This window comes from Sphingomonas sp. CCH15-F11, assembly GCF_001557005.1.
Taxonomy (GTDB): Bacteria; Pseudomonadota; Alphaproteobacteria; order Sphingomonadales; family Sphingomonadaceae; genus Sphingomonas.
Genome location: NZ_LSKG01000139.1, coordinates 1 through 25,518, shown reverse-complemented (window position 1 = coordinate 25,518; position 25,518 = coordinate 1). Strand labels below are relative to the sequence as shown.

The window sequence follows — 25,518 nt, the reverse complement described above, 5'->3', positions numbered from 1 at the left end:
CTCCCCGGCCCCTCCCCCGCAGGGGAGAGGGAGAAGGATTTATGCGAAACGAAACCCCCGAAACCCGATCCGTCCGGCTGCTGCGCGTGGGGGAACAGGTGCGCCATGCGCTGTCCGACGTGCTGATGCGCGGTGACGTCCATGACGACACGCTGGCCAGCCATTCGGTGTCGATCACCGAAGTCCGCATGTCGCCCGACCTGCGGCATGCCACCGTGTTCGTGAAGCCGCTGCTCGGCAAGGACGAGGACGCGGTGCTCAAGGCGCTGCGCACCAACACCGCCTATCTGCAGGGCGAAGTCGCACGCCGCGTGAACCTGAAATATGCCGCCCGGCTGAAATTCCTGGCGGACGAAAGCTTCGACGAAGCCACGCACATCGACACGCTGCTGCGCAAGCCCGAGATCGCGCGCGACCTCGACGAAAGCACCGACTGAGCGGGGCGGCGCGGGGGGATGGCCAAGCTCTATTTCTATTATGCCAGCATGAATGCGGGCAAATCGACCACGCTGCTCCAGGCGGATTTCAACTATCGCGAGCGCGGGATGAACACGCTGCTGTTCACCAGCGCGATCGACGCCCGGTCGGGTAAGGGGACGATCGCGTCGCGCATCGGCCTGTCGCGCCCCGCCCGCGCCTTTGCCGCCGACAGCGACCTGTTCGTGGCGGTCGAGCGCGCATGCGCCGACGGACCCGTTCACTGCGTGCTGGTCGACGAGGCGCAGTTCCTCACCCCGGCCCAGGTGGCGCAGCTCGCGCGCGTCTGCGACGTGCTTCGCATCCCCGTGCTCTGCTATGGCCTGCGCACCGATTTCAGGGGCGACCTGTTTCCCGGGGCGGCGCGGCTGCTGGCGATTGCCGACGCGCTGATCGAGCTGAAATCGGTGTGTCGCTGCGGGGCGAAGGCGACGATGAACCTGCGCGTCGACGATGCGGGCGACGCGGTCCGCGAGGGCGCACAGACCGAAATCGGCGGCAATGAACGCTATGTCGCGCTGTGCCGTCGCCACTTTGTCGAGGCGCTGGCGGGCTGACCCGTTTCGCCCGCTTTTGGCAAAGACATTGCGCGCAACGCGTGTAACCGTGGCGGGCACCGCGGCGAACCATCGTCGTTAGCTGTGCGGAAACGGGCATGAAGGCGGGCGAACAGGCGCTGGGACAATTGATGGCGCGCGCGCAGGCGGGCGATGCGGCGGCGTATCGCGCGGTGCTCGATGCCAGCCGTCTGTGGCTCAAACGCTATTTCGACCGGCGGATCGCGCCCGGACAGGTCGACGACCTGATCCAGGAAACGCTGATCTCGATCCATGCCAAGCGCGCCACCTATGATCCCGCGCGGCCCTATCTGCCGTGGCTGGCCGCGATCGCGCGCTACCGCTGGGTGGATCAGCTGCGCCGCGTCTATCGCGCGGGTGAACAGGAAATGGTCGGCGATATCGGCTTTGACGGGTTTGAATCCGATTCGGTCGCGCGGATCAGCATCGACCGGCTGCTCGCGCATCTGCCCGCCGCCCAGGCGGAAGCGATCCGGCTGGTCAAGATCGAAGGGCTTTCGATCGCGGAGGCATCGGCCGCCAGCCGGCAGTCGCCCTCGCTGGTCAAGGTCAACATCCATCGCGGGCTGAAGAAGCTCGCCCGACATATCGAGAGTGAATAGGATGACTGAGCGTACCATCGACGATCTTGTCGCGGACCTGCGCCCCGTGCGGCGCACGTCGCCGCGCGTGGGAATGATCGTCACCCTGGGCGGCACGCTGGCCGCGATCGTCGCGACCGCGCTGGTCACCGGGCTGCGCTATGACATCGTGATGCTCCAGCCTGCGGAGCTTGTACTGGTCCGTTCCGGCCTGCTGCTGCTGATCGGCCTTGCCGCGATGGCAACGGTGGTGGGAAGCGCCCGGCCGGAAATCGGCGGACGCCGCGACGGCTGGCGCTGGACGCTGCTGGCGGGCGCGCTGCTGCCGCTTGCCAGCGCGACGACGATGCTGCGCACCGGTACGATGCCGGTGAACGAGATCGCCGGACCGGACGTGATCGTCTGTTTCGCGGTCAGCCTGGCGAGCGCGCTGTTGATCGGTGGCGGGCTGATCGCCTGGCTGCGGCGCGGCGCGGTGACCGATGCCGCGCGCGCCGGCTGGCTCGTCGGGCTGGCGGCGGGCGCGCTCGGCACCTTTGCCTACAACCTGCACTGCCCCAGCAATTCGGTCCATTTCGCGGCGATCTGGTACACGCTCGCGGTGGCGGTCAGCGCGGGCATCGGCCGGCTGGTCGGGCCGCAGCTGTTGCGCTGGTGAGCGCGTAACCATTTGCCCCCCGGTGCCGAACCGGGGGCATCCTGCCCGGCATGCGCCGGGCCGCATCATGGGAATGCACGCATATGACGCACATGAAGAAGATCGTCGGATCGCTCACCCTGGTTGCCGCCGGCGCGATCGCCTGGGCCACCCAGCCCGCGGCGTCGACGCCGCCGGCCCCCCCGGCCGGCAACCCCGCGATGCCGGTCGCGGTCGAGCTGTTCACCAGCCAGGGCTGCTCGTCCTGTCCGCCGGCCGATCATGTTCAGGCGATCCTGGCGGCGGACCCGTCGGTCGTCGCGATCACCCGGCCCGTGACCTATTGGGACCGGCTGGGCTGGAAGGACACGCTGGCGCGTGAGGAGAATACCAATCTCCAGCGCGCCTATGCCGGCCGCAAGATCCCCGGTGCCGGGGTCTACACCCCGCAATCGGTGGTCCAGGGCCGCAGCGGCGTCGTCGGCGGGCGGGGCGACAAGATCAAGCAGATGATCATCGAGGCATCGAAGCAGCCGCAGCCCGCGATTGCGATCCAGCGCGCGGGCAACGGCCCGACCCAGGTCACGATCAACGGCAAGCCGGCCCGCGAGGCGCGCGTCACCCTGGTCGCGCTGCGTCGCCAGGTCGACGTCAACATCGCCAACGGCGAAAATGGCGGGCGCAAGATCCGCTACAGCAACGTCTTTACCGGCGAGCGCGAGCTGGCGCGGTGGAAGGGCGGCGAGCAGCGGATCACGATCACGCCCGAACAGCGCGCCGTGCGCGGCGCCGACCGTTATGCGCTCGTCGTGCGCGAAGGTACCACCGGCCCCATCCTGGCCGCGCGCTACCTCTGACCGGCGGCCACGGGTGCCGGCACCGGACGGAGCCGGTCGTCGCGGCTCCCGCCCGGTGGACGATGCCGCTGGACCAGGTGCGCCAGGACCGACCGGTGCAGTGCACGTTCAAAGCGCAACCCGGCCTGTCCGCCGCGCCGCCACTGGATCCACGCCATCATCGGCGCCAGCGGCGGCACCGCGATCCAGACCATCTCGCCCGGCCGGAACAGGTCGGTGTCGATGCGGCATCCCGTTGCCGACAGGTCTGTGACCTCGACCGGGATCATGCGGCCGCGCACCGGCCGGATGCCCCCGGTCACGCGGATGCGGTGGCGTTTGTCGAGCCGGCGTTCGTGCCAGGACGGGGGGCCGGGCGGGGCGAGGTCGCGCAGGGAAAAGAGGCGGTTCATGTCGTGCCTTTTCGCCCGTGGCGGTGAACAAGTCCGCGACGCCGCGTCGCCCGTCGACTGCGCAAATCGCGTAATCGGTGCGTGGGCACGCCGCGCATTGCGGTCGCGCCCGGTTCGGCGTAGCGGCTGCGCGCATGACCCAAGCTCCGATTGCCGTCGTCCTCGTCTCGGGCGGGCTCGACTCGATGGTCGCCGCCGCGCTCGCGCGGGAGGGCGGCTATCGCCTGTTCGCGCTGTCGATCGACTATAATCAGCGCCACCAGGTCGAACTGGCCGCCGCGCGCCGGGTCGCGATGCTGCTCGGTGCCGAACGCCACGTCATCCTGCCGCTTGACCTGCGCCAGTTCGGCGGTTCGGCGCTGACCGATGCGATCGACGTGCCCAAGGCGGGCGTTGGCCCCGGCATTCCGGTCACCTATGTGCCCGCGCGCAACACCATCTTCCTGTCGCTCGCGCTGGGCTGGGCGGAGGCCGCGGGCGCGCGCGATTTGTTCATCGGGGTCAATGCGCTCGATTATTCGGGCTATCCCGATTGCCGTCCCGAATTCATCGCCGGGTTCGCGCGGCTGGCCGAACTGGCGACGCGCGCCGGGGTCGAGGGGCAACCCTTCACCATCCACGCGCCGCTCCAGCACATGACCAAGGCCGATATCGTGCGCGAAGCCGACCGGCTCGGCCTCGACGCCGGGATCAGCTGGTCCTGCTACGATCCCGCGCCGGGCGGGCGGCATTGCGGCCGCTGCGACAGCTGCCGCCTGCGGGCCAAGGGCTTTGCCGACGCCGGGCTACCCGATCCCACCGACTATGTCGTCCGGCCCTGATCGCGCGATGCGCTATGCCGTCAAGGAAATGTTCCTGACCCTGCAGGGGGAGGGGGTGCAGGCCGGCCGCCGCGCCGTGTTCGTCCGCTTTGCCGGCTGCAACCTCTGGTCGGGGCGCGAGGCCGATCGCGCGACGGCGGTCTGCCGCTTCTGCGACACCGATTTCGTCGGCACCGACGGCGCGGGCGGGGGGCGTTTCGCCGACGCCGCCATACTGGCTGCATCGGTCGTCGCGCATTGGGGCGACGATCCGGCGCGCCGCTTCGTCGTGCTGACCGGGGGCGAACCGATGCTCCAGGTCGACGATGCGCTGGTCGACGCGCTCCATGCCGAGGGGTTCGAGATCGCGATCGAGACCAACGGCACGCTGCCCGTCCATCCGCGCATCGACTGGGTCTGCGTCAGCCCCAAGGCGGGGAGCGACGTCGTGCAGCGGTCGGGCAACGAGCTCAAGCTGGTCTGGCCCCAGGCCGGGCACGACCCCGACGCGCTGGCCGCGTGGCGTTTCGATCATTTCCTGGTCCAGCCGATGGACCCGGTCGACGGGGCCGATCCCGCCGACCATGCCCGCGCCGCGATCGACCTCGTGCTGGCCCGGCCCGGCTGGCGCCTGTCGCTTCAGACGCACAAGCTGCTCGGCCTGCGTTAAGGGGCTGCGCGGCGTCGGGTCAGGACGCGCGGAACGGCCCGCAGCGGCGATCCTGCCACACATTGCGCCGCCAGCAGCTTTCGTCGGCGAAGCGCGTCGGCAGCGGGCTGGGCGTGGCGAGGTGCTTGGCGCCGGTGAATTGCTGCTCGCCCCAGGGCACCAGCGCGCCCCGCATCTCGACCATGCGGTTCTGCGCGACCTTGTGAAAGCTGCCGCGCGGCGCGAAGATCGCGTCGCGGCCCACCGATCCGGCGGTCAGGCAAAAGATATACTGCGCCGACACCGCCGAAAACGCGGCATAGACCCGTGTCTGATAGCTGTCGAACGCGGTACGGGCGGCGCGCGCATTCTTGGGGTTCTTGCGCAGGAAATAGCCCTCGATCGTCTTGAAGCTCGCCTGCAGCTCGTCCTTATGGTCGACCAGAACGGCGTTGTAGTTGTCGAGCGTCAGCAGTCCAGGCTCGAACTGGCATTGCAGCGCCGCGACATTCAGCGCCGCGCGCAGGTTCCAAACCAGCGCCGCCTGGTATTCGGCGGGCGTGGCGTCTGGCAGCGCCTGGCTGACCATGCCAGGTTCCGCCCCCGTCACCTGCGCGCCGCGCAGGTCCTTGGGCTTGAAGAAGAACTGGGCCTGGGCGGGTGCCGCCACGGTGGATCCCAGCAGGATGGCGGCGGTCCACAGCCGCCAGCTACGCAACACGCTCATCGCTTCCTCTCACACTCGACCCCGACCGTTGGTGGCGGCGCGCCGATTTTTGCCTGCGCGGATCGTTAGGGATTTTTGTCCGCCCGCCAACCGCTTTTTCCTGAACGGCCCGTTCATGTCGTGCGCCATCCGGCCGGAATCGAAAGAGCCGCCCGGTCGCCCGGACGGCCCCAATTCGATCTTGCACGAATGTCGCGCGAATTACATCGCGTCGTTCGACATCATCGCATCGTTCGACATCATGGCGTCGTTGGCCATCATGGCGTCGTTGCCCATCGCGCCGTCGACGGCGGTCATGTTGTCGGTCATCGTGCCGTCCATCATCGCGTCGGTCGAATTGAGGTCGGTGACGTTGGTGTTTGCGGCCGGGGTTTCGGTGGTTTCACCGCATGCCGAGACGAGCAGCGCCGCGCCGGCGATCATCGAAACCGTCGCGACCTTGGAAATGAGTGCACGCATGTAGAAGCTCCCTAGATAATGGATTTGGACGACCCTTTGGTCTGATAACCCAAACCGGTGTGGACGTTAGACACAAACGCGGGTGACCCTCAAGCCTCGTTTTTTTTAGTGTTACCGAGCGCCTGAACAAAATCTGGGTACGCAAACGCAAGTGCAGCATCAAAGGCCGCGTTGTCAATGCGCCGGCCAAGCAGGGCGGCACTGGTCACGGGATATTCGGCGATGCCGCACGGCACAATCCCCGTGAAATGAGTCAGGTCGGGTGCCAGGTTGATCGAAAAGCCGTGCAGCGTCACCCATTTCTTCACGCGGATCCCGATCGCGCCGATCTTGGCCTCCACGCCGTCGGCATCGTGCGTCCAGATCCCGATCCGGTCGGGCACTGCAAAGGCCGGAATGTCGAGCGCGGCCAGCGTCGCAATCAGCCAATGCTCGAGCGCGTGAACGAACCGGCGGACGTCGCGCCCCCGCGCGGCCAGATCGAGCATCAGATAGCCGATCCGCTGCCCCGGCCCGTGATAGGTATAGCGCCCGCCGCGTCCGGCGGCATGGACCGGAAAGCGCGGATCGATCAGCTCGGCGGGGTCGGCGCTGGTCCCCGCGGTATAGACGGGCGGGTGTTCGAGCAGCCAGATCAGCTCGCCTGCCGTCCCCGCCGCGATCGCCTCGGCGCGCGCCGTCATCTCGGCCAGCGACTTCGGATAGGGGGTCAGCCCCGGGGTCGTGCGCCAGGCGACGCCGTCGATCAGCGTTTCGGTCGCGTCACGCGGGAATGGAGCGGCGTGCATTGGCAAGTGTCCGGCCGGCGGCTAGAGAAACGTGTCGGGCGATCAAGTGAGGGGTATGTCGCGCATGGTCAATATGGACGCGGTCTGGGACCGGTCGATGGAGTTCGTCAGCGACAATCTGGGCGCGGTGCTCGCGATCGTCATCCCGTTCATCTTCATCCCCCAGGCGATCGGCGCGGTGATGGAGAAGCCGGCGACCGACGCGGAAGCCGTGGCGGCCATCGTGTTCGCCGTTATCGGGGTGATCGCGGCGCTGGCGGGCGTCGTCGGCCAGACCATGCTGACCGCGCTCGTGCTTGATCCAGATGCCGGGGCCACCGCCGCGCGCGCGCGCGGGCTTCGTCGCTTCCTCCCGATCATCGGGGTGTCGCTGGTCCTTGCCGCCGCGATGCTCCTGCTGTTCGTGCCGATCATCCTCATCCTTGCCGCCTATGGCTTCAACATGGTCGCGGCGAGCACCGGCGCGGCGCAGCCCGAATTGCCGCCGGTCGCGGCCGCATGGTCCGCACTCTACGTCATCGTGCTGATGCCGGCCTTCTTCTTCCTCGCCGCGCGGCTGATCCTGGTCATGCCGGCGCTGGTCGACGCACCGATCGGCCTCGGGGCGATCCGCCGGTCCTGGTCGCTGACCCGCGGGATGACGCTCAAGATCATCGGGGTCATCATCCTGTTCGCGATCGTCGCCATCTTCCTGACGCTCGGCGTTTCGGCGGGGTTGGGCGCATTGCTGAAAATCGTGGTGGGCGGAGACGGGGTGCTCACCGTCGCGGACGTGCTGATCGCGCTGGTCGCCGCGCTGGTCGCCACCGGGCTGGCCGTCCTGCAGACGGTGTTCGTCGCCCGGCTCTATGTCGCCGCGGTCGCGCGGCACGCGTCGGTGCCCGTCGATCCGCTGGCGGAGCCGGCCGGATGAGGCTTTCCCTGGCCGGCGTCCTGGCCGAGGCCGGGGCGCTGTGGCGCCGCGATCGCCCCGTCCTGTGGCCCCTGATCGGGCTGTTCGTGTTCCTGCCGTCCTTCGCGCTCCTGCTTGCATTGCCGGAGCCGCCACCCTCCGCCCCCGATGCGACCGCCGCCCAGGCCCAGGCGGCGCTGTTCGCCTATCTCTCGGCCAACCTGCACTGGATCCTGATCCGCACCGGCGTCGGCTGGGTTGCGTCGGTCACGGTGCTGTCGCTCTATCTCGATCCCGCCCGCCCGACGGTCGGCGCGGCGATGCGGCGCCTCGCGATCCTTCTGCCGCGCTACATGGCGGCCATGGTGCTGATGGGGCTGGCGACATTCGCCGGGCTGTTCCTCTTCGTCGTGCCGGGGCTGTTCATCCTTGGCCGCACCTTCCTGGTCGGACCGGCGCTGGTCGCGCGTGCCGACCACCCCGTGCTCGACGTCGCGCGCGATGCGATCGACGCGACACAGGGCCAGGGCTGGCGGCTGCTTGCGCTGCTGGCCCTGCTGGTGCTTGCCGGCCAGGGCGGCCAGATCATCGCCGCACTGATCGGCGCGCTGTTCGCCAGCCCTGCCTTGCCCGAAGCCATCGCGCGCGCGCCCGCCGCGGTGCTGGCGGCGCTGGTGGTCAGCGCGGTCGCGCTCGTCACCCTGCTCGCGCAGGTCGCGGTCTATCGCCGGCTGGCCGCCAGGCACGGGATCTGAGGCGCGGCATCGGCGGGCAGGACGCCGGTGACGCGCGGATCGCGGAACGTCTCGACCGTCCGCTTGACCGCGACAAAGCCGTGCCGCCGGTAGAACCCCAGCGCGGCGGGATGGTCGAGCGTGCAGGTATTCACGCGCACCATCGTCACCTCCGGCCGCCACGCCATCGCCATCGCCAGCTGCATCAGCCAGTTGCCGTGGCCCCGCCCGGTCAGCTCCGGCACTAGCCCGAAATAATCGAGCGCGCACCAATCGGGCTCGGGATGGGTGAGTTCGAGCAGCCCGACCTCGATCCCCGCGGGGTCGATCACCGCATGGGCCTGGGTCTCGTGGCGGTGCGTCGCCGCGACCAGCTCCGCGTCGCGCATGACCAGCCGCGAATACCATAGCCACGGGCCGCCCACCCGGCGGAACAGCGTGCGATAGGCGTCGGGCGCCGGCTTCGGCCATGCGACCAGCCGCAGCGGCGACGCCGGCAGCGGGCGGGGCCGCGGCCGCGCGTGCATCTCCAGCGTGGTGACGACCGTCGCGAGATGATCGTCGGCAACCGGCGTCATCACCGCGCGCTTATTCCCAGATGGCGACTGGCGGCAGGCTCATCAGGATCGCGTCGATATTGCCGCCGGTCTTCAGCCCGAACAGCGTGCCGCGGTCATAGACCAGGTTGAACTCGGCATAGCGCCCGCGCCAAGCGAGCTGCTGCGCCTTTTCGGCATCGGTAAAGGGCATGTCCATGCGCCGCCGCACCAGTTGCGGATAGATGTCCAGGAACGCGCGGCCGACATCCTGGGTGAACGCCAGGTTGGCGTCGAAATCCCCCTCCAGATGATCGTAGAAGATGCCGCCGACGCCGCGATGGACCTTGCGGTGGGGAATGTAGAAATATTCGTCCGCCCACGCCTTGTACAGTGGGTGATATGCGGGGTCGTGCGCATCGCATGCCGCCTTCATCCGCGCATGAAAGGCGGCGGTATCCTCGTCATAGGGGATCGGCGGATTGAGGTCAGCGCCGCCGCCGAACCAGCGTTTGGTCGTGTTGAGGAACCGGGTGTTCATGTGCACGGCGGGCGCGTGCGGATTGGCGAGATGCGCGACCAGGCTGATGCCGGTGGCGAAAAAGCTCGGGTCCTCGCCCGCGCCGTGGATGGATTTGGCGAAGTCGCCCTCGAACGTGCCGCCGACGGTCGACACGTTGACCCCGACCTTCTCGAACACCCGGCCCTTCATCAGGCCCTGCACCCCGCCGCCGCCCGGTGCGCCCGACGGGTCGGTGCGGTCCCACGGCGTATAGGTGAAGCGCGCATCCGATCCCGCTTCGCGTTCGATTGCCTCGAACTCGGCGCAGATCAGGTCGCGCAGATGTTCAAACCAGGTGCGGGCGGCGCCTTGCTGCGCGTCAAGCTCGTTCATGGCCGCGATCCATATCGCGCACTCCGACGCAAAGTCGAGCGGAAGCTTGCGGCCGGGGCGGGGACCCGCTCAGTTTCCAGAAGATGGTAAGGCTTCGACCGTTGCACTGACCCGCAGCACATCGCCCGGGCCATCGCCGCTGCGCGTTTCGATCGTCACGGCACGCCCGGCGGCGAGCGTAAGGACGGGGGTGGCGACCACGCGAAAGCCGCTAGCGTCGGCCAGGGCGATTTCGGTTTCCAGTCGGAACTGCGGCGTCGCGGCGCCCGCAACCGCGTGCAGCGTCGTTGCGAGGCGGTAGCCATGCGCGCCACCGACCGCGATCTCGGCGCGTCGCCCCGGCACCACGTTCAGCGTCGGCGCGCCGAGCTGCATGCCGCGATGTTCGATCGTGAAGCTGACGCGATGATCCGCGGGTATCGTACGGGCATCCGGAGTGCGGGCCATTGCCGCAACCGCCCCTGTCGCGGTCATGGCGATCAGCACCGGCAGTGCCCATGACGCCACGTGGCGCTTGCCGTTGAAGGATCTCATCGTACGATCTCCCTGAACCCGGCCCGGGCATAGACCAGTGGCCGTATCGATATAATGTTACAGGGCGCGTATCGCCGCTGTCATGTCTCGGGCCATGTTTCCGTCTGCCGAAGCGCCTCGGCCAGCGCGATCCCCGTCGCGACCGCGACGTTCAGCGACCGGCATCCCGCGCGCATCGGGATGCGGACGGCCGCATCGCATGCGGCGTGGACATGATCGGGTACGCCCGCGCTTTCCGATCCCATCAGCAGCGTGTCGTCGGGCTGGAACCGCATCGCTGGCAGCGTCAGCGTCGCGCGCGTGGTCAGCAGCACCAGCCGGCCGGGCACCGTCGGACGGAACGCCGGCCAGTCGACATGGCGCGTCACCTGTGCGGCATCGCGATAATCCATGCCCGCCCGCGCCAGCGCGCGGTCGGAGAACGGAAAGCCCAGCGGTTCGATCAGGTCGACCGGCGTGGCGAAGCACGCCCCCAGCCGCAGGATGGTGCCGACATTGCCGGCGATTTCCGGTTGAAAGAGCGCGATCCGCATCGCGCCGCCATAGGATCGGCGGGGACGGGGCGGCAAGTGCGGTCCGTCGCCCTGTCACGGACTCGTCAAATTGCTATTGGCAAAGCCGATCGGCACCGGCTAACAGGCCGCCAACGACCCGGTTTGCGGCCGTGCGTGCCATGAATGCTGCGCCGGCTTCTTCCACGCGGCGAATCCCCGCCGCTTACGTAAGTTCAAGGGCTTGATGAATGGCTACGGTTGAAAAGGCTGCCGTCGGCGACTCGCACGCGAAGCACGACGATCCGATCGAAAATCCCCGCCGCCGCGACTATCTGTCGATCGGCGCGGTGGCGTTTGCGGGGGTCGGTGCGGGCGTGATCGCGCTGCCGCTGATTAACTCGATGAACCCGTCCGCCGACGTGCTGGCGCAATCCTCGACCGAGGTCGACCTGTCGCCGGTGCAGCCGGGCCAGGCGATCAAGGCGAGCTTTCGCAAGCAGCCGCTGTTCGTGCGCAACCTGACGCCGCAGGAAATCGCCGCCGCCAATTCCGCACCGATGAGCGAGCTGCGCGATCCGCAGACGCTGGCGCAGCGGACCAAGGAGGGCAAGCAGAACTGGCTGGTGACGCTGGGCGTCTGCACCCATCTGGGCTGCGTGCCGCTGGGCGCAGGCGAGGGCGAGAACAAGGGGCCGTTCGGCGGTTATTTCTGCCCGTGCCACGGCTCGGCCTATGACACCGCGGGCCGCATCCGTTCGGGCCCGGCACCGACCAATCTGGCGGTGCCCGAATATACCTTTACCTCCGACACGACGATCGTGGTCGGTTGAGCACACTAGGGATCAAAGGATCGACGCGATGAGCTTTCCCTGGGCAAAGCAGTACGAGCCGAAGAGCGGCTTCACCAAGTGGCTGGATGAGCGCCTGCCGCTCCCGCGCCTGGTCTATGGCGCGGTCGGCGCGGGTTATCCGGTGCCGCGCAACCTCAATTACTTCTGGAATTTCGGCGTGCTCGCGGGTGCCGCGCTCGCGATCCAGATCATCTCGGGCATCGTGCTCGCCATGCATTATTCGACGGACGTGAACACCGCGTTCTCGTCGGTCGAACACATCATGCGCGACGTCAATCAGGGCTGGTTCCTGCGCTATGCCCACGCCAACGGCGCGTCGATGTTCTTCATCGTCGTTTACATCCACATGGCGCGCGGGCTCTACTACGGGTCGTACAAGGCCCCGCGCGAGATGATCTGGCTGCTCGGCGTGGTCATCTTCCTGCTGATGATGGCGACCGCGTTCATGGGCTATGTGCTGCCCTGGGGCCAGATGAGCTTCTGGGGCGCGCAGGTCATCACCGGCTTCTTCTCGGCGATCCCCCTGGTCGGCGAAACGCTGCGCATCTGGCTGCTCGGCGGCTATGCGCCGGATGCGGCTGCGCTCAACCGCTTCTTCTCGCTCCACTATCTGCTGCCCTTCGTGATCGCGGGCGTGATCGTGATGCACATCTGGGCGCTGCACATTCCGGGGTCGAACAACCCGACCGGCGTCGAGGTGAAGGGGCCGCAGGACACGGTGCCCTTCCACCCCTATTACACCGCGAAGGACGGCTTCGGGCTGGGCGTGTTCCTGCTCGTCTTCGCCTTCCTGATCTTCTTCCAGCCGAATCTGCTCGGTCACCCGGACAATTACATCCAGGCGAACCCGCTTTCGACGCCCGCGCACATCGTGCCCGAATGGTATTTCCTGCCCTTCTACGCGATCCTGAAGTCGTTCACCGTCGACTTCATCCTGCCGGCGAAGCTGTGGGGCGTGGTCGCGATGTTCGGCTCGATCCTGCTCCTGTTCTTCCTGCCCTGGCTCGACAGCTCGCCGGTGCGCTCGTCCAATTTCCGGCCGGTGTATCGCGTCCTGTTCTTCGTGCTGGTCGCCGATGTCTTCCTGCTCGGCTTTGTCGGCGGGGCGGAGGCGACGACGCGCAACGTCATCCTGGGTCAGGTGGCGACCGCCTATTATTTCATCCACTTCCTCGTCCTGCTGCCGCTCGTGTCGATGATGGAGCGGCCGCGCCCGCTGCCCAATTCGATTACCGAAGCGGTGCTGAAGGGCGAAGGCGGCACCGGCCCGACCAAGAGCGCGATCGGCGGCGGCAGCGCCCAGCCGGTTCCGGCCGAATAAAGGACCCCATTGACGATGACTCGCATCATTTCGATCCTGATCGGCCTGGGCTTCGCCTTCGTGCTGGTGCTGGGCCTGGCCGGCTCGCTGATGGCGGAGCCGGCCGAGGAATCGGCGGCGGAGGAATTCCATCTCGAACCCCGCCACGCCAACCTGTCGTCCGACGGCATGATGGGCAAGTTCGACCGCGCCCAGCTCCAGCGCGGCTTCCAGGTCTACAAGGAAGTCTGCTCGGCCTGCCACTCGCTCAAGCTGGTGTCATTCCGCGACCTGACCGCGCTCGGCTACAACGAGGCCGAAGTGAAGGCGATCGCCGACCAGTGGGCGGTCGAACAGGCATCGGTGAACCCGGAAACCGGCGAAGCGGCGACTCGCAAGAACACGCCCGCCGACCATTTCCCGTCGCCCTGGGCCAATGACGTCGCGGCGCGGGCGGCCAACAATAACGCGATCCCGCCGGATCTCTCGCTGATGGCCAAGGCGCGCGAAGGCGGCGCGGATTACATCTATTCGCTGCTGACCGGCTATCGCGATCCGTCGGCCGAGCTGCTCAAGAAGTTTCCCGACTTCACCGTGCCGGAGGGGCTGAACCACAACCCCTATTTCCCGACGCTCAATCTGGCGATGGCGCCGCCGCTCGCCGCGGATGGTCAGGTGACCTATGCCGACGGAACCAACCCGACCATCGACCAGATGTCCAAGGACGTCGCCGCCTTCCTCGTCTGGACCGCGGAGCCCAAGCTCGAAGTGCGGCACCAGGCGGGTCTTGCCGCGATCATCTTCATCCTGATTTTCACCGCGCTGGCCTATGGTGCCTATCGCAACATCTGGCGCGACGTGAAGCATTGAGACCGACCGGCGCGCGCCCGCTTGCGGCGCGCGCCTGGCTTGGGCAAGGCTGAAAGCACCCCGGTCGGCTGGCCGGGGTGTTTTCGTTTCCGGGGGGCGACATCGACATGAGCGACAATCACGACATCCGCAGCCGCATTCGCACCATCCCGGATTTTCCAAAGCCCGGCATCCAGTTCCGCGACATCACCACGCTGCTCCTCGACGGCGAGGGGCTGGCACTGACGGTCGAGCGGCTGCTGGCCGGGGTCGACGGTCCGGTCGATCTGGTCGCGGGCATCGAGGCGCGCGGTTTCGTCTTCGCCCCCGCGCTCGCGCTCGCGCTGGGGGCGGGCGTGCTCCTGATCCGCAAGGACGGCAAGCTGCCCGGCGCGACGATCGCGGAAGATTACGCGCTCGAATACGGCACCGACCGCATCGCGATTCACGCCGACGCGCTGGCGCCGGGCGCGCGCGTGCTGCTGGTCGACGATTTGATCGCCACCGGCGGCACCGCCCGCGCCGCCGTCCGCCTGCTGCGCAAGGCCGGCGCGGTCGTCACCCAGGCCGCTTTCGTCATCGACCTGCCCGAACTGGGCGGGGCCGATGCACTGCGCAGCGATGGGATCGCCGTCCACGCGCTGGTCGCGTTCGAGGGGCATTGAGGCAGAACCGCACCCCCACACATTATTGACTACAGTTGTAGTCATCGCTACATCGCTAACGACTACAGCTGTAGTCAGTTTTAGCGATGGAGGATGAATGTCTCTTTCTCGACCGGTTGGACGTATCGTGCTGGCGCTGAGCGCGATCGCGTGTTCAAGCGCCCCTGCTTTGGCCGGACAAGCCAGGCTCTGCGATCAGGCCAGTTCGATCCTGCCTGATCTAGAATGCGTAGAAAGCGCCAACGGCGTGGCGCTGGCGAGCAATGCCGCCCGCGCGCAGCGACTGCTGGAGCTGGCTGAGGGCGGCGTTGAGCGGTTCAAGGCGAATTTCGGTCGGCAACCTCTCCGTTATGCGGTCGCTGAAGCAGCTGAAGGACTGGTTTCTAGGGAAAGCGTCGCGGGGCTGCGCAAGGGCGGATTCCCGGTGGTGCTGCCGTGGCTCTCCGACCGGACATATCGTGCGCAGGTCGAAGCGTCGATCCGCCGCGGGGTGTCGGCGCAAATGGTCGGCCGCCCGCAGGCCGAGATCGATGCCGCCGTGCAAACTGCCGTCGATCGTCAGATGAGTCCGGCCACGCGTGCGCGTATCGAGCTTGCCGCCGTCGCGCACGAGCTGGGTCATTACTGGTATTGGCAAGGGTACTGGCCCAATTCGACGCTGAGCGAAGACAAGCATTATGGTGGGCCAAGCCCGGATTGGCTGGACGAAATGGCCGCGGTGCTGATGGAAGCCCCGGACAGCATCGACGACCGCGTGAAGCAATTTGCTCAGCGATACAATCGCTATCGCGCCGATCCGACAAATGCGGACGAGAACACGAAACTGATGATCGACCTGAACAATTTTTTCTCAGAAACCCATCCGGCTCACCAGCAGGTCCAACAGCTAAACAAGAATGCCGGAATCAGATCGAGCAATGACAGCTTTCGGGTGATCTCGGGCGAAGAGGCCCGCAAGATCGCCGAGGGGGGTGTGCGCTTCTACCTCCAGTCGGCGGTTGCCTCCCAATATCTGATGGAGCGGACCGGCGACCGCCAGATCTTCGCGCGCATCGCCGAAGCCTTTGTCCGCGGCGAAACGATCGAGCAGTGGCTGGCCAATGCCGAGCCCAAGGGCACGCTGCCGCGCGAGTTGAAGGCGATGCAGGCCGACTGGCTCGCCTGGCTCGATCAACGCTTTCCGACAAGCTGATCGGCGCTCCGGCTCCAGGGGGTTCAGCATCGGTTCAATCATCAAGTGCTTTAATTTCCCCAAGAACTTCCTGGAGTGGATGCGATGTGGATTTCGCGGATCAAGACGATCGGCCTCGTCGCGGTGGCGGCGGTCGGACTCAGTGCCTGTTACGGCAATGATTATGGCTATGGCGGCGTGTCGGTCGGTTATGGCGTCGCCGGCGCTTACGGCCCCGGATATGCCAGCGGGTTCGGCGATCCTTATTGGGGCTGGCATGACGGCTTCTATTATCCCGGCAGCGGGTATTTCGTCTATGACAGCTATCGTCGGCCCTATCGCTGGAACGGCGCGCAGCGCAGCTATTGGGAAGCGCGTCGGGGCGGCTGGCGGGGCGACCGGCGCGAGATCCGCCAGAACTGGCGCGACTTCACGCGCGATCGCCGCCAGGACGAGCGCGCGTTTCGCCGCGACCGCCGCGACGACCGCGCCGATTTCCGCCGCGGCGCGGTGAGCCGGCCCGAGTTCCGCGCCGAACGCCGCCAGGACCGGCGCGAGTTTCGCCGCGAATATCGCCAGGATCGGCGCGCGCTTCGCCGCGAAAACCGCCGCGACCGCCGCGATTGATCAGCCCGCTGCCGCCCCGCTTCGCGTCCGGTAGAGCCCGATCGCGGTAAAGGTCATCACCGGCTCATCATGCTGGTTGAACACGGTCATCTTGTTGCGCACCGTCCCCATTTCGGGGCGGCTGCGCGATGCGCGCGTCTCCATCACCTCGGTCTCGCAGCGCAGCGTATCGCCGGGATAGACGGGCTTCAGCCAGCGCAGTTCGTCCACCCCCGCCGCGCCCAGCGACGCGGCGGGCTCCTGCTCGCTCATGTGCTTGACCAGCATCGACATGGTCATCGCACAGGTGTGCCAGCCGCTCGCCGCCAGCCGCCCGAAATGGGTTTGCGCAGCCGCGTCGTCGGACAAATGGAAGGGTTGCGGGTCGTAGCGTTCGGCAAAGCCCAGCACTTCCTCGCGCGTGACCAGATAGCTGCCAAAGGAACGACGCGTTCCGGGTACAATATCCTCAAAATAGATCATGGAGTCGGTTTCCCTGCCAAAGCCGGGACCTGCATAGCATCGTCACCATCGCCGGATACGTCATTCCCGAGATCAACGACGATCTGGCGGCTCGCCATCCTCTTGACATCCGACCACAACTGTAAACAGGATTACAGATGTAATCACTTATGGATGGAGGGTGTGTGTTGCGCTTGTCATCTCTCGTATTGGTTTTGTCTGCGGCATTTGGCGGGTCGCTGCCGGTTCACGCCAGCGGGTTGTGCGCCGCGGCGGCGGAAGTTGCGGGCAGCCGTGCCTGCGCTGAATCAGCCGATGGCGTGGCGATCGCGGATGATGCGGCGCGGGCACAGCTCCTGCTCGCCGATGCAGAAGCTGGCGTTGGCCGCTTCCGCGCGCGCTTCAACCGTGCGCCCGCGCGTTATGCCGTCGTCGAGACGACCGACGGCAATGTGGGCGGGGAAACCTTTGCGTCGTTGAAGGCCGCCGGATTCACGGCGGTATTGCCTTATCTGTCGCCAAAGGGATTCGACCTCCAGATCGAAGCGTCGGTGCGACGCGCGGTCGAGGCGCAGACCGCTGACATGCCCGCCGAGGCACGCGAGCCATTGGTTCAGGAAGCGCTTACCAAAGTGAAGGCGCGCCGTGTGGGCGTGGCGGGCGCGCAGCAGCCGGGCGTGATCGCGCACGAGTTGGGGCACATGTGGTATGTCGAAGCATTCTGGCCCGGCACGGCGCGCGAAGGCGGCCATTACGGCGGTGCCGGGCCGGACTGGATGGACGAAACGGCGGCCGTGCTGATGGAGCCCGAAAATCTGGCGGGTCCGCGCATCAGCCAATTCGGGGACCGCTATCGCAAGCTGCGCGCAAGTGGATCGTTGTCGACCGCGCCCGACAATGCGCTGGTCGATCTGCCCGCTTTCTTCGCGTCGACGCATCCGGGTGCCGAGCGCGGACGTGCGCTGATTGCCGCCATGCAAAAGGAAAATCCGGGCGCGACGCCAAAAGAAGGGATGATGATCCGGGCATCATCGGGACCAGAGGCGGAGAAGTTCGTCGAATCCGCGATTCATTACTATCTGCAGGCAACCCTAACCGCGGAATATCTTGTCGCCCGGACCAAGGATCCGGCAATCTTCGCGCGCATCGGTGCAGCTTTTGGCCGCGGCGAGACGATGGCGGCATGGCTGGCCAACGCCGAGCCCAAGGGCGAGCTGCCGCGCGATCTGAACGCGCTACAGGACGATTGGCTGGCCTGGCTAGACCAGAGATTCCCGATCGAACCGGACAGGCCCGAGTCCTGATGCCGGTTGCAGCAGCGGCGTGATCACACGTTGAAGCGGAACAGCATGACGTCGCCGTCCTGGACGACATATTCCTTGCCCTCGGCGCGCAGCTTGCCGGCGTCGCGCGCGCCGGCCTCGCCCTTGAACGCGACATAGTCCTCGAACGCGATCGTCTCGGCGCGGATGAAGCCGCGTTCGAAATCGCTGTGGATCGCGCCGGCCGCCTGAGGCGCCTTGGCACCTGCCTCGACCGTCCAGGCGCGCGCTTCCTTCGGCCCGACGGTGAAGAAGGTCAGCAGGTGGAGCAGCTTGTACCCCGCGGTGATGACGCGGGCGAGGCCGGTTTCCGCCAGCCCCAGTTCGGCCAGGAACTCGGCGCGGTCCTCGACCGGCATGGTCGCGATCTCGGCCTCGATCGCGGCGGAGACGACGACGGCCTGCGCGCCCTCCGCCTCCGCCTTGGCGAACACCTTGGCCGACAGCGCATTGCCCTCGGCGGCGTCTTCCTCGTTGACGTTGCACACGTACAGCACCGGCTTGGCGGTCAGCAGCTGCGCCTGCGCCAGCACGCGCGCTTCGTCGACGTCCTTGGGCGCGGTCAGTCGCGCGGGCTTGCCGTCGCGCAGCAGGTCGAGCGCCTGGCCCAGCACGCTGGCGGCGACCTTGGCCTCCTTGTCGCCCTGCTGCGCCTTCTTGACGAAGGCCGGCACGCGCTTTTCCAAGCTTTCCAGGTCGGCCAGCATCAACTCGGTCTCGACCGTCTCGGCATCCGCGATCGGATCGACGCGGTTATCGACATGCTGGATGTCGTCATTCTCGAAACAGCGCAGGACGTGGACGATCGCGTCGACCTCGCGGATATTGCCCAGGAACTGGTTGCCCAGCCCCTCGCCCTTGCTCGCGCCGCGCACCAGTCCCGCGATGTCGACGAACCCGAGCTGGGTCTCGATGATCTTGGCCGACTTGGCGATCTCGGCCAGCTGGTGCAGCCGGGGATCGGGCACCGCGACATTGCCGACATTGGGCTCGATCGTGCAGAATGGATAATTCGCCGCCTGCGCCGCCGCGGTCTCGGTCAGCGCGTTGAACAGCGTGGATTTGCCGACATTGGGGAGCCCGACGATGCCGCAGCGAAAGCCCATGAGATGATCCTGATTTCGGAAGAATGATGTCCCGCCCGATAGGCCGAAGCGGGTGCGGATGCCAAGTCGCGCGGCGCGCGGCGGCTAACGATAGTTGAAACTGATGCTGATCCGTTCGCCCTTGCCGGCATGGGGCATCACTTCGTGGCGCAGCCAGCTTTCCCACAGGAAGACCGCGCCCGCGCGTGGTTCGGCATAGACGAAGCTGCGCAGCGGCTCGGGCGCGTCGTGGGTGCGTGGCGGCGCGGCCATCAGCATCGGCAGGCGCGGGTCCTCCAGCTTCAGTGCGCCCGAACCCGGCGGCACCGCGATATAGACGGTGCCCGACACTACCGCGTGCGGATGGATGTGGCCGCTGTGCGTCGCGCCGGGCTTCATGACGTTGACCCACAGACTGTCGAGCTTGAGCTTCCTGCCGCCCAGGTCGAACGCACAGTCGCGGGCGAACGCGGCGACGTGGCGGTTGAGGTGCCGCACCAGATCGCCAAAGCGCGGGTCGCGCTGAGGCAGGTCGTTGAGCGACGCATAGCTGGTATAGCCGCGATAGCCATGATCGCGCGACCATGCCCGCCCGGCACGGTCGGCCTCGGCCAGATCAAGGCACGCGCCCTCGAACTCCGCGATCAGCGCCGCGTCGCCCAGATCGGCGTCGTAGAATTGCGTGGCGAACAGCGGGCGGGTGGGCATCAATTCTGCAACCTCAACGCGACGTCGTTCATGAAGCGGACGTCATCACCGTCCGCCAGCCACGGCGCTTCGGCAGCAACTGCGCCCAGCAAGTCGGACAGTGGCTCGATCTCCGCCTTGGCGAAATTGCCGAGCACATGGCCGGTCACCCGGTCCTTGTGCCCCGGATGGCCGATGCCGAGCCGCACGCGGCGGAATTCGGGGCCGATATGCTGGTCGATCGACCGGATGCCGTTGTGGCCGGCAGCCCCGCCGCCATGCTTCACCTTGACCTTGAAGGGTGCCAGATCGAGCTCGTCATAGAAGACGGTCAGGTCGGCGGGGGTGAGCTTGTAGAAGCGCAGCGCCTCGCCCACCGAACGCCCGCTTTCGTTCATATAGGTCGCGGGTTTGAGCAGCAGCAGCTTGTGCGCGCCGATGCGCCCTTCCTGCACCCAGCCCTGGAATGCCTTTTTCGGCGCGGAGAAGCCATGGACTTCGGCGACCGCATCGACCGCCATGAAGCCGATATTGTGCCGGTGCATCGCATATTGCGGGCCGGGATTGCCGAGCCCCACCCAAAGCTGCATGGCTGAGTCTCTCGCTACTGCGGCTGGCACCAGCACGTCGTCCCGGCGTAGGCCGGGACCTCTGGCCATTTGAGCGCCCTATTGAAGGTCGCTTCATTAGCCAGCGGCCCCGGCCTGCGCCGGGGTGACGTAAGTCGGATTACGCGCCCGCGGCTTCGGCTTCCGCGGCCGCTTCGCCCTCGGCCGACTTCAGCGCCGACGGCGCCGCGATCGTCGCGATGGTAAAGTCGCGGTCGTCGATCGCCGACTTGGTGCCCTTGGGCAGCGTGACGGCGGAGATATGGAGCGATTCGCCCACGTCCAGGCCCTTGACCGACACGTCGACATGATCGGGGATTTCGGCCGCGTCGCACACCAGTTCGAGTTCGTGACGGACGATGTTGAGCACGCCGCCGCGCTTCAGCCCGGGCGATTCCTCTTCGTCGACGAACACCACCGGGATCGCGACGGTGACGGTCGCATGCTCGGAGATGCGCAGGAAATCGACATGGACCGGACGGTCGGAGACGGGATCGAAGGTCACGTCCTTGGGCAGCGTGCGGATCGCCGACTTGCCGACGCCGTCGACCATCACGATCGAGTTCATGAAGTGGCCGCTCATCAGCAGCTTCATCAGCTCGCGTTCGTTGACGTGGATCGGCTGGGGATCCTGCTTGTTGCCGTAAATCACGGCGGGGACGCGGCCTTCGCGACGAAGCGAACGGGAGGCTCCCTTGCCAACCCGATCGCGCGTCTCGGCCGACAGCGTAAGCTGTTCGCTCATTTGCTATCTCCGGATGCGGTTGTGTTTCCAATCATGCCATGGCGAGCCTCCAGGGATGACCCCGCCACGGCAAGCGCGCGCCTATAGGGGCAAAAGGGGGTGGATGGCAAGGATTGGGTGTTGGCCTCTCAATATCGTACCTGCGTCACCTTCACCCCGCGCTTCGCCAGCAATCGCTGGACGCTGCCCTTGCCCGCCAGATGCCCCGATCCGACCGCGACGAATACCGTGCCCGGCCGCGCCATCCGCGCCGCGATCCACGTCGCCCAGTTGGCGTTGCGCCGGTCGACCAGCCGGTCGCGGACGCTGGCCGGCGTCTGCGCCATGTCGTCCGCCAGCACGCGCGCGAGCCCGCGTTCGTCGCCCTTGCTCCACGCCGCCACCGCCTGGTCGGTCGCGACCTCGACCTGGTCCTGCCCGTCGAGCACGCGGGTCAGCATCTCGATCTGCGTCGCTTCGGGCAGGTCGGCGAAAATGCGATACTGGTCCTCCAGCGTCTCCAGCGCCTCGACCGGCTTGCCCGCGCGCGCCGCTGCCTCGGTCAGCACCGCCTCGACCCCCAGCGCGCGGTCATAGCCATGCCCCGACAGCGGCTGCACCGACAGGGCGGAGGCGACCACCCACGGCCGGCTGCGCTCGAACGCGCCCGCGGGATAGCCGATCGCGCGGGTCGCGGCGGCGAGCTTCTCCGCATAGCCCGCGGGCAGCCGCGCCGACAGCGGCGGGCCGTCGACGAGCGTGCCATAGCGGTCGGTCAGCGTCCGCATCTCCGCCGCATCCGGCGCCGCGATTTCCAGCACCAGCGTGTCGGCGCGCGCGAACGCCTCCGCCACCGCTTCGTCGAACCAGCTGAGGCCAGGTTTCAGCAGGTGGACGGTGCCGAACAGGTAGATGGTGGTGTCGGCGTCGCGCGCGACCCACAAGGCGGGGTCGACATCGCGCACCACCGCTTCGCCCGATGGACCGGCAATGGCGAGCGCGGCAAGCGCGAGCAGGTGTTTGGCGGGGGCGATCATCCGTCCCGCCATAGCGCGTCGTCCCCCCGCACGCCATTGACCCCCGTTCCCGCCTGCGCCAAAGCGACCGCGACACCCTTTATTGCAACCGCGAACGGCAGACGCTTGAGCTCATCGCCTCTCAGCTTCCAGCGCATGATCCTGACGCTCCACGATTACTGGAGCCGTCACGGCTGCTTGATTCTCCAGCCCTATGACATGCGGATGGGCGCGGGGACGTTCCATACCGCGACGACGCTGCGCGCGCTCGGCCCCGATCCGTGGAATGCCGCCTTCGTCCAGCCGTGCCGCCGCCCGACGGATGGCCGCTATGGCGAAAACCCCAATCGGCTCCAGCATTACTACCAGTATCAGGTGATCCTGAAGCCCAGCCCGCCGAACCTGCAGGAGCTGTATCTCGGCAGCCTGGCGGCGATCGGCATCGACACCAATCTCCACGACATTCGTTTCGTCGAGGATGACTGGGAAAGCCCGACGCTCGGCGCGTGGGGGCTGGGCTGGGAAGTGTGGTGCGACGGGATGGAGGTGACCCAGTTCACCTATTTCCAGCAGATGGGCGGCTATGACTGCAAGCCGGTGGCGGGCGAGCTGACCTACGGCCTCGAGCGCCTGGCCATGTACATCCAGAACAAGGATTCGGTGTACGACCTGGCGTTCAACGACGCCGACGGGAATGTGCCCGCCTTCACCTATGGCGACGTGTTCCTCGAAAACGAACGTCAGATGAGCGCCTGGAACTTCGAGGTCGCCGACGCCGACACGCTGTTCGACCTGTTCCGCAAGGCGGCGGCCGAGTGCGAGAACTGCCTCGCCGCGAAGCTCCCCATCCCGGCCTATGAGCAGGCGATCGAGGCGAGCCACATCTTCAACCTCTTGAACGCGCGCGGCGTCATCTCGGTCGCCGAGCGCCAGGCCTATATCGGCCGGGTCCGCGATCTCGCCAAGGGCGCGTGCGCCGCGTGGATGGAGCGGAACGGGTGGTCGGCGTGAGCGGGATTTGGTTCACGCGAAGGCGCGAAGGCGCGAAGGCTTTGGTTCACGCAGAGGCGCGGAGGACGCAGAGCAGTCGGTTCCCGTTGCCGCGCAGCGGCCTTTTCCCGCCGACTGAGCCAAACATCGCCGGCGCTGGCGCGCCATTTCGGCTTGGTCTCATCTCCGCGTCCTCTGCGGCTCTGCGTGAACCCCCTTCTTCCCTTTGCGCCGTCGCGCCTTCGCGTGAACCCAAATGACCGACTTCCTGCTCGAACTCCTCTCCGAAGAAATCCCCGCGCGGATGCAGGATCGCGCGCGCGCCGATCTGGAAAAGCTGTTCGCCGCCGAACTGGCGACCGCAGGCCTGAGCGCGAGCGAGATCGTCACCTACGCCACCCCGCGCCGCCTGGCGCTGATCGCGCGCGGCCTGCCCGATCAGACTGAGGCGGTCAGCGAAGAGCTGAAAGGCCCACCCGCCGACGCGCCCGATGCGGCGATCGACGGCTTCCTGCGCAAGGCGGGCCTGACCCGCGACGCGCTGGAGACCCGCGACGTCAAGGGCCGCGCCACCCTGTTCGCGGTCGTCAACCGCCCCGGCCGTGCGACGGCGGACGTGCTGGCGGACGCGATCCCCGCGATCGTCCGCGCCTTTCCCTGGCCCAAGTCGATGCGCTGGGGCGCCGCGTCGCTGTCGACCGAGAGCCTGCGCTGGGTCCGCCCGCTCCAGGGCATCGTCGCGCTGTTCGGCGATGCCGTGGTCGAGTGCGACGTCGCCGGCATCCGCGCGGGGCGCACCACCGTCGGCCATCGCTTCCATCACCAGGGCGCGGTTGAGATCGCCAGCGCCGCCGCCTATGTCGAAACGCTCCGCGCCGCGCACGTCATCGTTGACCAGGACGAGCGCCGCGAGATCATCCGCACCCGCGCCGCCGAACTGGCGCGCGAAGCCGGCCTCGAACTGATCGAGGATGAGGGGCTGGTCACGGAGAATGCCGGGCTGACCGAATGGCCCGTGCCACTGCTCGGCCGCTTCGACCCCGATTTCCTCAGCGTGCCGCCCGAAGTGATCCAGCTCACCGCGCGCGTGAACCAGAAATATTTCGTGTGTGCCGATGGCAGCGGCCAACTTGCCAACGTCTTCATCTGCGTCGCCAACATCGCCGCCAGCGACGGCGGCGCGCGCATCGTCGCGGGCAACCAGAAGGTACTCGCCGCCCGCCTGTCCGACGCGCGCTTCTTCTACGACACCGACCTCAAGGTGCCGCTTGAGGAACAGGCGAAGAAGCTCGAAAAGATCGTCTTCCACGAAAAGCTCGGCACCGTCGCCGACAAGGTCGACCGCGTCGCCAAACTCGCCCGCTGGCTGTGCGCGGAAGGGATCGTCAAATCCTCCCCGAGCTTGCTCGGGGAGGGGGACCACGCGCAGCGTGGTGGAGGGGCCGCCGTCGCAGACGGCGGTGTGCCACCGCCGCCCCTCCACCGTCCTGCGGACGGTCCCCCTCCCCAAGACAAGCTTGGGGAGGATTTGTCGCGCAAGGAACTGGCGGACCTCGCCGAACGCGCCGCCCGGCTGTGCAAGGCCGATCTCGTCACCGGCATGGTCGGCGAGTTTCCCGAGCTACAGGGCCTGATGGGCGGCTACTACGCCGCCGCGCAAGGCGAAGACCCCCGCGTCGCCGCCGCAATCCGCGACCACTACAAGCCGGTCGGCCAGGGCGACGACGTGCCCACCGATCCGGTGACGGTGGCGGTCAGCTTGGCGGATAAGCTGGATACGCTTCTCGCCTTCTTTAAGATTGAGCAGCTTCCGACCGGCTCCAAGGATCCTTTTGCTCTCCGGCGTGCAGCCATCGGCTATTTAAGTTTGATCCAAGCAAACTTCATCCGACTTCGGATCGATTACGTTGCCAAATTTTGGAATACCGAACCGCAGACAGGTTTCGCGCTTGTTCTAGCTGATTTTTTGCAGGATCGCCTGTCAGTGAAGTTGCGCGATGATGGCGTTCGGTATGATTTTGTTCGCGCGTCGGCAGATTGGGGAACTTCCCTAGACGATCGGCTTGATCGAGTGGACGCTCGAGCTCGCGCGCTTCAGGCGTTTGTTGAGACGGCGGATGGGGCGAACCTGCTCGCCGGGTACAAGCGGGCG

At 67.0% G+C, this 25,518-nt stretch carries 32 protein-coding genes; 18 read left to right on the top strand and 14 right to left on the bottom strand.

The window, feature by feature from the left end; genetic code table 11:
* Positions 1-41 precede the first annotated feature (41 nt).
* The 5 genes from rbfA (at position 42) to AX709_RS13760 (ending at position 3,130) form a co-directional block, all read left to right on the top strand.
* Complete coding sequence (gene rbfA / locus AX709_RS13780; RefSeq protein ID WP_066481103.1) at positions 42-437, top strand: 30S ribosome-binding factor RbfA; 396 nt, start codon at positions 42-44, stop codon at positions 435-437.
* Positions 438-455: 18 nt separating this feature from the next.
* A complete protein-coding gene (locus AX709_RS13775; RefSeq protein WP_066550187.1) occupies positions 456-1,034 on the top strand; it encodes a thymidine kinase in 579 nt (192 codons plus the stop codon).
* Positions 1,035-1,132: 98 nt separating this feature from the next.
* Entirely contained in the window at positions 1,133-1,657 is a 525-nt protein-coding gene (locus AX709_RS13770; protein ID WP_066481101.1) for a sigma-70 family RNA polymerase sigma factor, read from the top strand.
* A 1-nt stretch (position 1,658) separates the two neighbouring features.
* Complete coding sequence (locus AX709_RS13765) at positions 1,659-2,294, top strand: DUF1109 domain-containing protein (RefSeq protein ID WP_066550183.1); 636 nt, start codon at positions 1,659-1,661, stop codon at positions 2,292-2,294.
* An 83-nt stretch (positions 2,295-2,377) separates the two neighbouring features.
* The gene (locus AX709_RS13760; RefSeq protein ID WP_197419039.1) at positions 2,378-3,130 is read left to right on the top strand and encodes a DUF1223 domain-containing protein; all 753 of its coding nucleotides are present in this window, start codon (positions 2,378-2,380) and stop codon (positions 3,128-3,130) included.
* On the opposite strand, the gene AX709_RS13755 is transcribed toward AX709_RS13760, so the two are convergent.
* Positions 3,121-3,522 carry a PilZ domain-containing protein gene (locus tag AX709_RS13755; protein ID WP_066550178.1) on the bottom strand — a complete coding sequence of 134 codons (402 nt, stop codon included), beginning with the start codon at positions 3,520-3,522 and terminating at the stop codon, positions 3,121-3,123. The two genes, AX709_RS13760 and AX709_RS13755, sit on opposite strands and share 10 nt — an antisense overlap.
* A gap of 134 nt (positions 3,523-3,656) precedes the next feature.
* Here AX709_RS13755 and queC point away from each other — a divergent pair, with 134 nt between their 5' ends.
* Both queC and queE read left to right on the top strand, forming a co-directional pair.
* Positions 3,657-4,343, top strand: coding sequence for a 7-cyano-7-deazaguanine synthase QueC (gene queC, locus AX709_RS13750; RefSeq protein WP_066481093.1), 687 nt, complete (start codon positions 3,657-3,659; stop codon positions 4,341-4,343).
* 7 nt (positions 4,344-4,350) lie between these two features.
* On the top strand, positions 4,351-4,992 hold the full coding sequence (queE, locus tag AX709_RS13745) for a 7-carboxy-7-deazaguanine synthase (RefSeq protein ID WP_066550205.1): 642 nt from the start codon (positions 4,351-4,353) through the stop codon (positions 4,990-4,992).
* Positions 4,993-5,011: 19 nt separating this feature from the next.
* Here the strand turns inward: queE and AX709_RS13740 are convergent, their stop codons facing one another.
* From AX709_RS13740 to lipB, 3 genes are all read right to left on the bottom strand, one after another.
* On the bottom strand, positions 5,012-5,698 hold the full coding sequence (locus AX709_RS13740; RefSeq protein WP_066550175.1) for a hypothetical protein: 687 nt from the start codon (positions 5,696-5,698) through the stop codon (positions 5,012-5,014).
* Positions 5,699-5,899: 201 nt separating this feature from the next.
* The gene (locus tag AX709_RS13735) at positions 5,900-6,157 is read right to left on the bottom strand and encodes a hypothetical protein (protein WP_066550169.1); all 258 of its coding nucleotides are present in this window, start codon (positions 6,155-6,157) and stop codon (positions 5,900-5,902) included.
* Between the two features lie 89 nt (positions 6,158-6,246).
* Positions 6,247-6,945: a lipoyl(octanoyl) transferase LipB gene (lipB, locus tag AX709_RS13730; protein ID WP_082731789.1), complete on the bottom strand. Its 699-nt coding sequence runs from the start codon at positions 6,943-6,945 to the stop codon at positions 6,247-6,249.
* A 64-nt stretch (positions 6,946-7,009) separates the two neighbouring features.
* Here lipB and AX709_RS13725 point away from each other — a divergent pair, with 64 nt between their 5' ends.
* Both AX709_RS13725 and AX709_RS13720 read left to right on the top strand, forming a co-directional pair.
* Positions 7,010-7,858 (top strand): glycerophosphoryl diester phosphodiesterase membrane domain-containing protein, encoded by an 849-nt coding sequence (locus AX709_RS13725; RefSeq protein WP_197432039.1) that lies wholly within the window; start codon positions 7,010-7,012, stop codon positions 7,856-7,858.
* Positions 7,855-8,592: a hypothetical protein gene (locus AX709_RS13720; protein WP_066550165.1), complete on the top strand. Its 738-nt coding sequence runs from the start codon at positions 7,855-7,857 to the stop codon at positions 8,590-8,592. Before AX709_RS13725 ends, AX709_RS13720 begins: the two co-directional genes overlap by 4 nt.
* Here AX709_RS13720 and AX709_RS13715 read toward each other — a convergent pair.
* From AX709_RS13715 to AX709_RS13700, 4 genes are all read right to left on the bottom strand, one after another.
* Positions 8,559-9,149, bottom strand: coding sequence for a GNAT family N-acetyltransferase (locus AX709_RS13715; protein ID WP_066550161.1), 591 nt, complete (start codon positions 9,147-9,149; stop codon positions 8,559-8,561). The two genes, AX709_RS13720 and AX709_RS13715, sit on opposite strands and share 34 nt — an antisense overlap.
* A 10-nt stretch (positions 9,150-9,159) precedes the next feature.
* Positions 9,160-10,002 carry an oxygen-dependent coproporphyrinogen oxidase gene (gene hemF / locus AX709_RS13710; RefSeq protein WP_066550158.1) on the bottom strand — a complete coding sequence of 281 codons (843 nt, stop codon included), beginning with the start codon at positions 10,000-10,002 and terminating at the stop codon, positions 9,160-9,162.
* A 69-nt stretch (positions 10,003-10,071) separates the two neighbouring features.
* A complete protein-coding gene (locus AX709_RS13705) occupies positions 10,072-10,536 on the bottom strand; it encodes a hypothetical protein (protein ID WP_066550151.1) in 465 nt (154 codons plus the stop codon).
* 80 nt (positions 10,537-10,616) lie between these two features.
* On the bottom strand, positions 10,617-11,069 hold the full coding sequence (locus AX709_RS13700) for a tRNA (cytidine(34)-2'-O)-methyltransferase (protein ID WP_066481083.1): 453 nt from the start codon (positions 11,067-11,069) through the stop codon (positions 10,617-10,619).
* A 209-nt stretch (positions 11,070-11,278) separates the two neighbouring features.
* Between AX709_RS13700 and petA the strand changes: the two genes are divergently transcribed.
* From petA to AX709_RS18960, 6 genes are all read left to right on the top strand, one after another.
* A complete protein-coding gene (gene petA / locus AX709_RS13695) occupies positions 11,279-11,860 on the top strand; it encodes a ubiquinol-cytochrome c reductase iron-sulfur subunit (protein WP_066550149.1) in 582 nt (193 codons plus the stop codon).
* A 28-nt stretch (positions 11,861-11,888) separates the two neighbouring features.
* Positions 11,889-13,202: a cytochrome b gene (locus tag AX709_RS13690; RefSeq protein WP_066550146.1), complete on the top strand. Its 1,314-nt coding sequence runs from the start codon at positions 11,889-11,891 to the stop codon at positions 13,200-13,202.
* Positions 13,203-13,217: 15 nt separating this feature from the next.
* A complete protein-coding gene (locus tag AX709_RS13685) occupies positions 13,218-14,051 on the top strand; it encodes a cytochrome c1 (RefSeq protein WP_066550143.1) in 834 nt (277 codons plus the stop codon).
* A gap of 107 nt (positions 14,052-14,158) precedes the next feature.
* Complete coding sequence (locus AX709_RS13680) at positions 14,159-14,695, top strand: adenine phosphoribosyltransferase (RefSeq protein ID WP_066550197.1); 537 nt, start codon at positions 14,159-14,161, stop codon at positions 14,693-14,695.
* Between the two features lie 127 nt (positions 14,696-14,822).
* Positions 14,823-15,887 (top strand): hypothetical protein, encoded by a 1,065-nt coding sequence (locus AX709_RS13675; RefSeq protein ID WP_156454275.1) that lies wholly within the window; start codon positions 14,823-14,825, stop codon positions 15,885-15,887.
* 84 nt (positions 15,888-15,971) lie between these two features.
* Positions 15,972-16,493 (top strand): hypothetical protein, encoded by a 522-nt coding sequence (locus AX709_RS18960; RefSeq protein ID WP_197419040.1) that lies wholly within the window; start codon positions 15,972-15,974, stop codon positions 16,491-16,493.
* Here the strand turns inward: AX709_RS18960 and AX709_RS13665 are convergent, their stop codons facing one another.
* Positions 16,494-16,955 (bottom strand): MaoC family dehydratase, encoded by a 462-nt coding sequence (locus AX709_RS13665; protein WP_066550139.1) that lies wholly within the window; start codon positions 16,953-16,955, stop codon positions 16,494-16,496.
* Between the two features lie 299 nt (positions 16,956-17,254).
* Between AX709_RS13665 and AX709_RS13660 the strand changes: the two genes are divergently transcribed.
* Complete coding sequence (locus AX709_RS13660) at positions 17,255-18,238, top strand: hypothetical protein (RefSeq protein WP_156454274.1); 984 nt, start codon at positions 17,255-17,257, stop codon at positions 18,236-18,238.
* A 23-nt stretch (positions 18,239-18,261) separates the two neighbouring features.
* On the opposite strand, the gene ychF is transcribed toward AX709_RS13660, so the two are convergent.
* The 5 genes from ychF to AX709_RS13635 form a co-directional block, all read right to left on the bottom strand.
* A complete protein-coding gene (ychF, locus tag AX709_RS13655) occupies positions 18,262-19,362 on the bottom strand; it encodes a redox-regulated ATPase YchF (RefSeq protein WP_066481074.1) in 1,101 nt (366 codons plus the stop codon).
* 84 nt (positions 19,363-19,446) lie between these two features.
* Positions 19,447-20,049 (bottom strand): TIGR02466 family protein, encoded by a 603-nt coding sequence (locus tag AX709_RS13650; RefSeq protein WP_066550134.1) that lies wholly within the window; start codon positions 20,047-20,049, stop codon positions 19,447-19,449.
* A complete protein-coding gene (gene pth / locus AX709_RS13645) occupies positions 20,049-20,618 on the bottom strand; it encodes an aminoacyl-tRNA hydrolase (protein ID WP_066550126.1) in 570 nt (189 codons plus the stop codon). Before pth ends, AX709_RS13650 begins: the two co-directional genes overlap by 1 nt.
* Positions 20,619-20,757: 139 nt before the next feature.
* Complete coding sequence (locus AX709_RS13640; protein WP_066481070.1) at positions 20,758-21,381, bottom strand: 50S ribosomal protein L25/general stress protein Ctc; 624 nt, start codon at positions 21,379-21,381, stop codon at positions 20,758-20,760.
* 128 nt (positions 21,382-21,509) lie between these two features.
* Positions 21,510-22,397 (bottom strand): TraB/GumN family protein, encoded by an 888-nt coding sequence (locus AX709_RS13635; RefSeq protein WP_066550124.1) that lies wholly within the window; start codon positions 22,395-22,397, stop codon positions 21,510-21,512.
* Between the two features lie 135 nt (positions 22,398-22,532).
* Between AX709_RS13635 and AX709_RS13630 the strand changes: the two genes are divergently transcribed.
* Together AX709_RS13630 and glyS are read left to right on the top strand one after the other, a co-directional pair.
* Positions 22,533-23,387: a glycine--tRNA ligase subunit alpha gene (locus AX709_RS13630; protein WP_066481066.1), complete on the top strand. Its 855-nt coding sequence runs from the start codon at positions 22,533-22,535 to the stop codon at positions 23,385-23,387.
* A gap of 235 nt (positions 23,388-23,622) precedes the next feature.
* A partial coding sequence (gene glyS, locus AX709_RS13625) for a glycine--tRNA ligase subunit beta (RefSeq protein ID WP_066550123.1) occupies positions 23,623-25,518 on the top strand: 1,896 nt, incomplete at its 3' end.

What these genes read in the sequence shown, in the direction of transcription:
- rbfA (WP_066481103.1), top strand. Translation starts at nt 42, where the DNA reads ATGCGAAACGAAACCCCCGAAACCCGATCCGTCCGGCTGCTGCGCGTG.
- AX709_RS13775 (WP_066550187.1), top strand. Translation starts at nt 456, where the DNA reads ATGGCCAAGCTCTATTTCTATTATGCCAGCATGAATGCGGGCAAATCG.
- AX709_RS13770 (WP_066481101.1), top strand. Translation starts at nt 1,133, where the DNA reads ATGAAGGCGGGCGAACAGGCGCTGGGACAATTGATGGCGCGCGCGCAG.
- AX709_RS13765 (WP_066550183.1), top strand. Translation starts at nt 1,659, where the DNA reads ATGACTGAGCGTACCATCGACGATCTTGTCGCGGACCTGCGCCCCGTG.
- AX709_RS13760 (WP_197419039.1), top strand. Translation starts at nt 2,378, where the DNA reads ATGACGCACATGAAGAAGATCGTCGGATCGCTCACCCTGGTTGCCGCC.
- AX709_RS13755 (WP_066550178.1), bottom strand. Translation starts at nt 3,522, where the DNA reads ATGAACCGCCTCTTTTCCCTGCGCGACCTCGCCCCGCCCGGCCCCCCG.
- queC (WP_066481093.1), top strand. Translation starts at nt 3,657, where the DNA reads ATGACCCAAGCTCCGATTGCCGTCGTCCTCGTCTCGGGCGGGCTCGAC.
- queE (WP_066550205.1), top strand. Translation starts at nt 4,351, where the DNA reads ATGCGCTATGCCGTCAAGGAAATGTTCCTGACCCTGCAGGGGGAGGGG.
- AX709_RS13740 (WP_066550175.1), bottom strand. Translation starts at nt 5,698, where the DNA reads ATGAGCGTGTTGCGTAGCTGGCGGCTGTGGACCGCCGCCATCCTGCTG.
- AX709_RS13735 (WP_066550169.1), bottom strand. Translation starts at nt 6,157, where the DNA reads ATGCGTGCACTCATTTCCAAGGTCGCGACGGTTTCGATGATCGCCGGC.
- lipB (WP_082731789.1), bottom strand. Translation starts at nt 6,945, where the DNA reads ATGCACGCCGCTCCATTCCCGCGTGACGCGACCGAAACGCTGATCGAC.
- AX709_RS13725 (WP_197432039.1), top strand. Translation starts at nt 7,010, where the DNA reads ATGGTCAATATGGACGCGGTCTGGGACCGGTCGATGGAGTTCGTCAGC.
- AX709_RS13720 (WP_066550165.1), top strand. Translation starts at nt 7,855, where the DNA reads ATGAGGCTTTCCCTGGCCGGCGTCCTGGCCGAGGCCGGGGCGCTGTGG.
- AX709_RS13715 (WP_066550161.1), bottom strand. Translation starts at nt 9,149, where the DNA reads ATGACGCCGGTTGCCGACGATCATCTCGCGACGGTCGTCACCACGCTG.
- hemF (WP_066550158.1), bottom strand. Translation starts at nt 10,002, where the DNA reads ATGAACGAGCTTGACGCGCAGCAAGGCGCCGCCCGCACCTGGTTTGAA.
- AX709_RS13705 (WP_066550151.1), bottom strand. Translation starts at nt 10,536, where the DNA reads ATGAGATCCTTCAACGGCAAGCGCCACGTGGCGTCATGGGCACTGCCG.
- AX709_RS13700 (WP_066481083.1), bottom strand. Translation starts at nt 11,069, where the DNA reads ATGCGGATCGCGCTCTTTCAACCGGAAATCGCCGGCAATGTCGGCACC.
- petA (WP_066550149.1), top strand. Translation starts at nt 11,279, where the DNA reads ATGGCTACGGTTGAAAAGGCTGCCGTCGGCGACTCGCACGCGAAGCAC.
- AX709_RS13690 (WP_066550146.1), top strand. Translation starts at nt 11,889, where the DNA reads ATGAGCTTTCCCTGGGCAAAGCAGTACGAGCCGAAGAGCGGCTTCACC.
- AX709_RS13685 (WP_066550143.1), top strand. Translation starts at nt 13,218, where the DNA reads ATGACTCGCATCATTTCGATCCTGATCGGCCTGGGCTTCGCCTTCGTG.
- AX709_RS13680 (WP_066550197.1), top strand. Translation starts at nt 14,159, where the DNA reads ATGAGCGACAATCACGACATCCGCAGCCGCATTCGCACCATCCCGGAT.
- AX709_RS18960 (WP_197419040.1), top strand. Translation starts at nt 15,972, where the DNA reads ATGTGGATTTCGCGGATCAAGACGATCGGCCTCGTCGCGGTGGCGGCG.
- AX709_RS13665 (WP_066550139.1), bottom strand. Translation starts at nt 16,955, where the DNA reads ATGATCTATTTTGAGGATATTGTACCCGGAACGCGTCGTTCCTTTGGC.
- ychF (WP_066481074.1), bottom strand. Translation starts at nt 19,362, where the DNA reads ATGGGCTTTCGCTGCGGCATCGTCGGGCTCCCCAATGTCGGCAAATCC.
- AX709_RS13650 (WP_066550134.1), bottom strand. Translation starts at nt 20,049, where the DNA reads ATGCCCACCCGCCCGCTGTTCGCCACGCAATTCTACGACGCCGATCTG.
- pth (WP_066550126.1), bottom strand. Translation starts at nt 20,618, where the DNA reads ATGCAGCTTTGGGTGGGGCTCGGCAATCCCGGCCCGCAATATGCGATG.
- AX709_RS13640 (WP_066481070.1), bottom strand. Translation starts at nt 21,381, where the DNA reads ATGAGCGAACAGCTTACGCTGTCGGCCGAGACGCGCGATCGGGTTGGC.
- AX709_RS13635 (WP_066550124.1), bottom strand. Translation starts at nt 22,397, where the DNA reads ATGATCGCCCCCGCCAAACACCTGCTCGCGCTTGCCGCGCTCGCCATT.
- AX709_RS13630 (WP_066481066.1), top strand. Translation starts at nt 22,533, where the DNA reads ATGATCCTGACGCTCCACGATTACTGGAGCCGTCACGGCTGCTTGATT.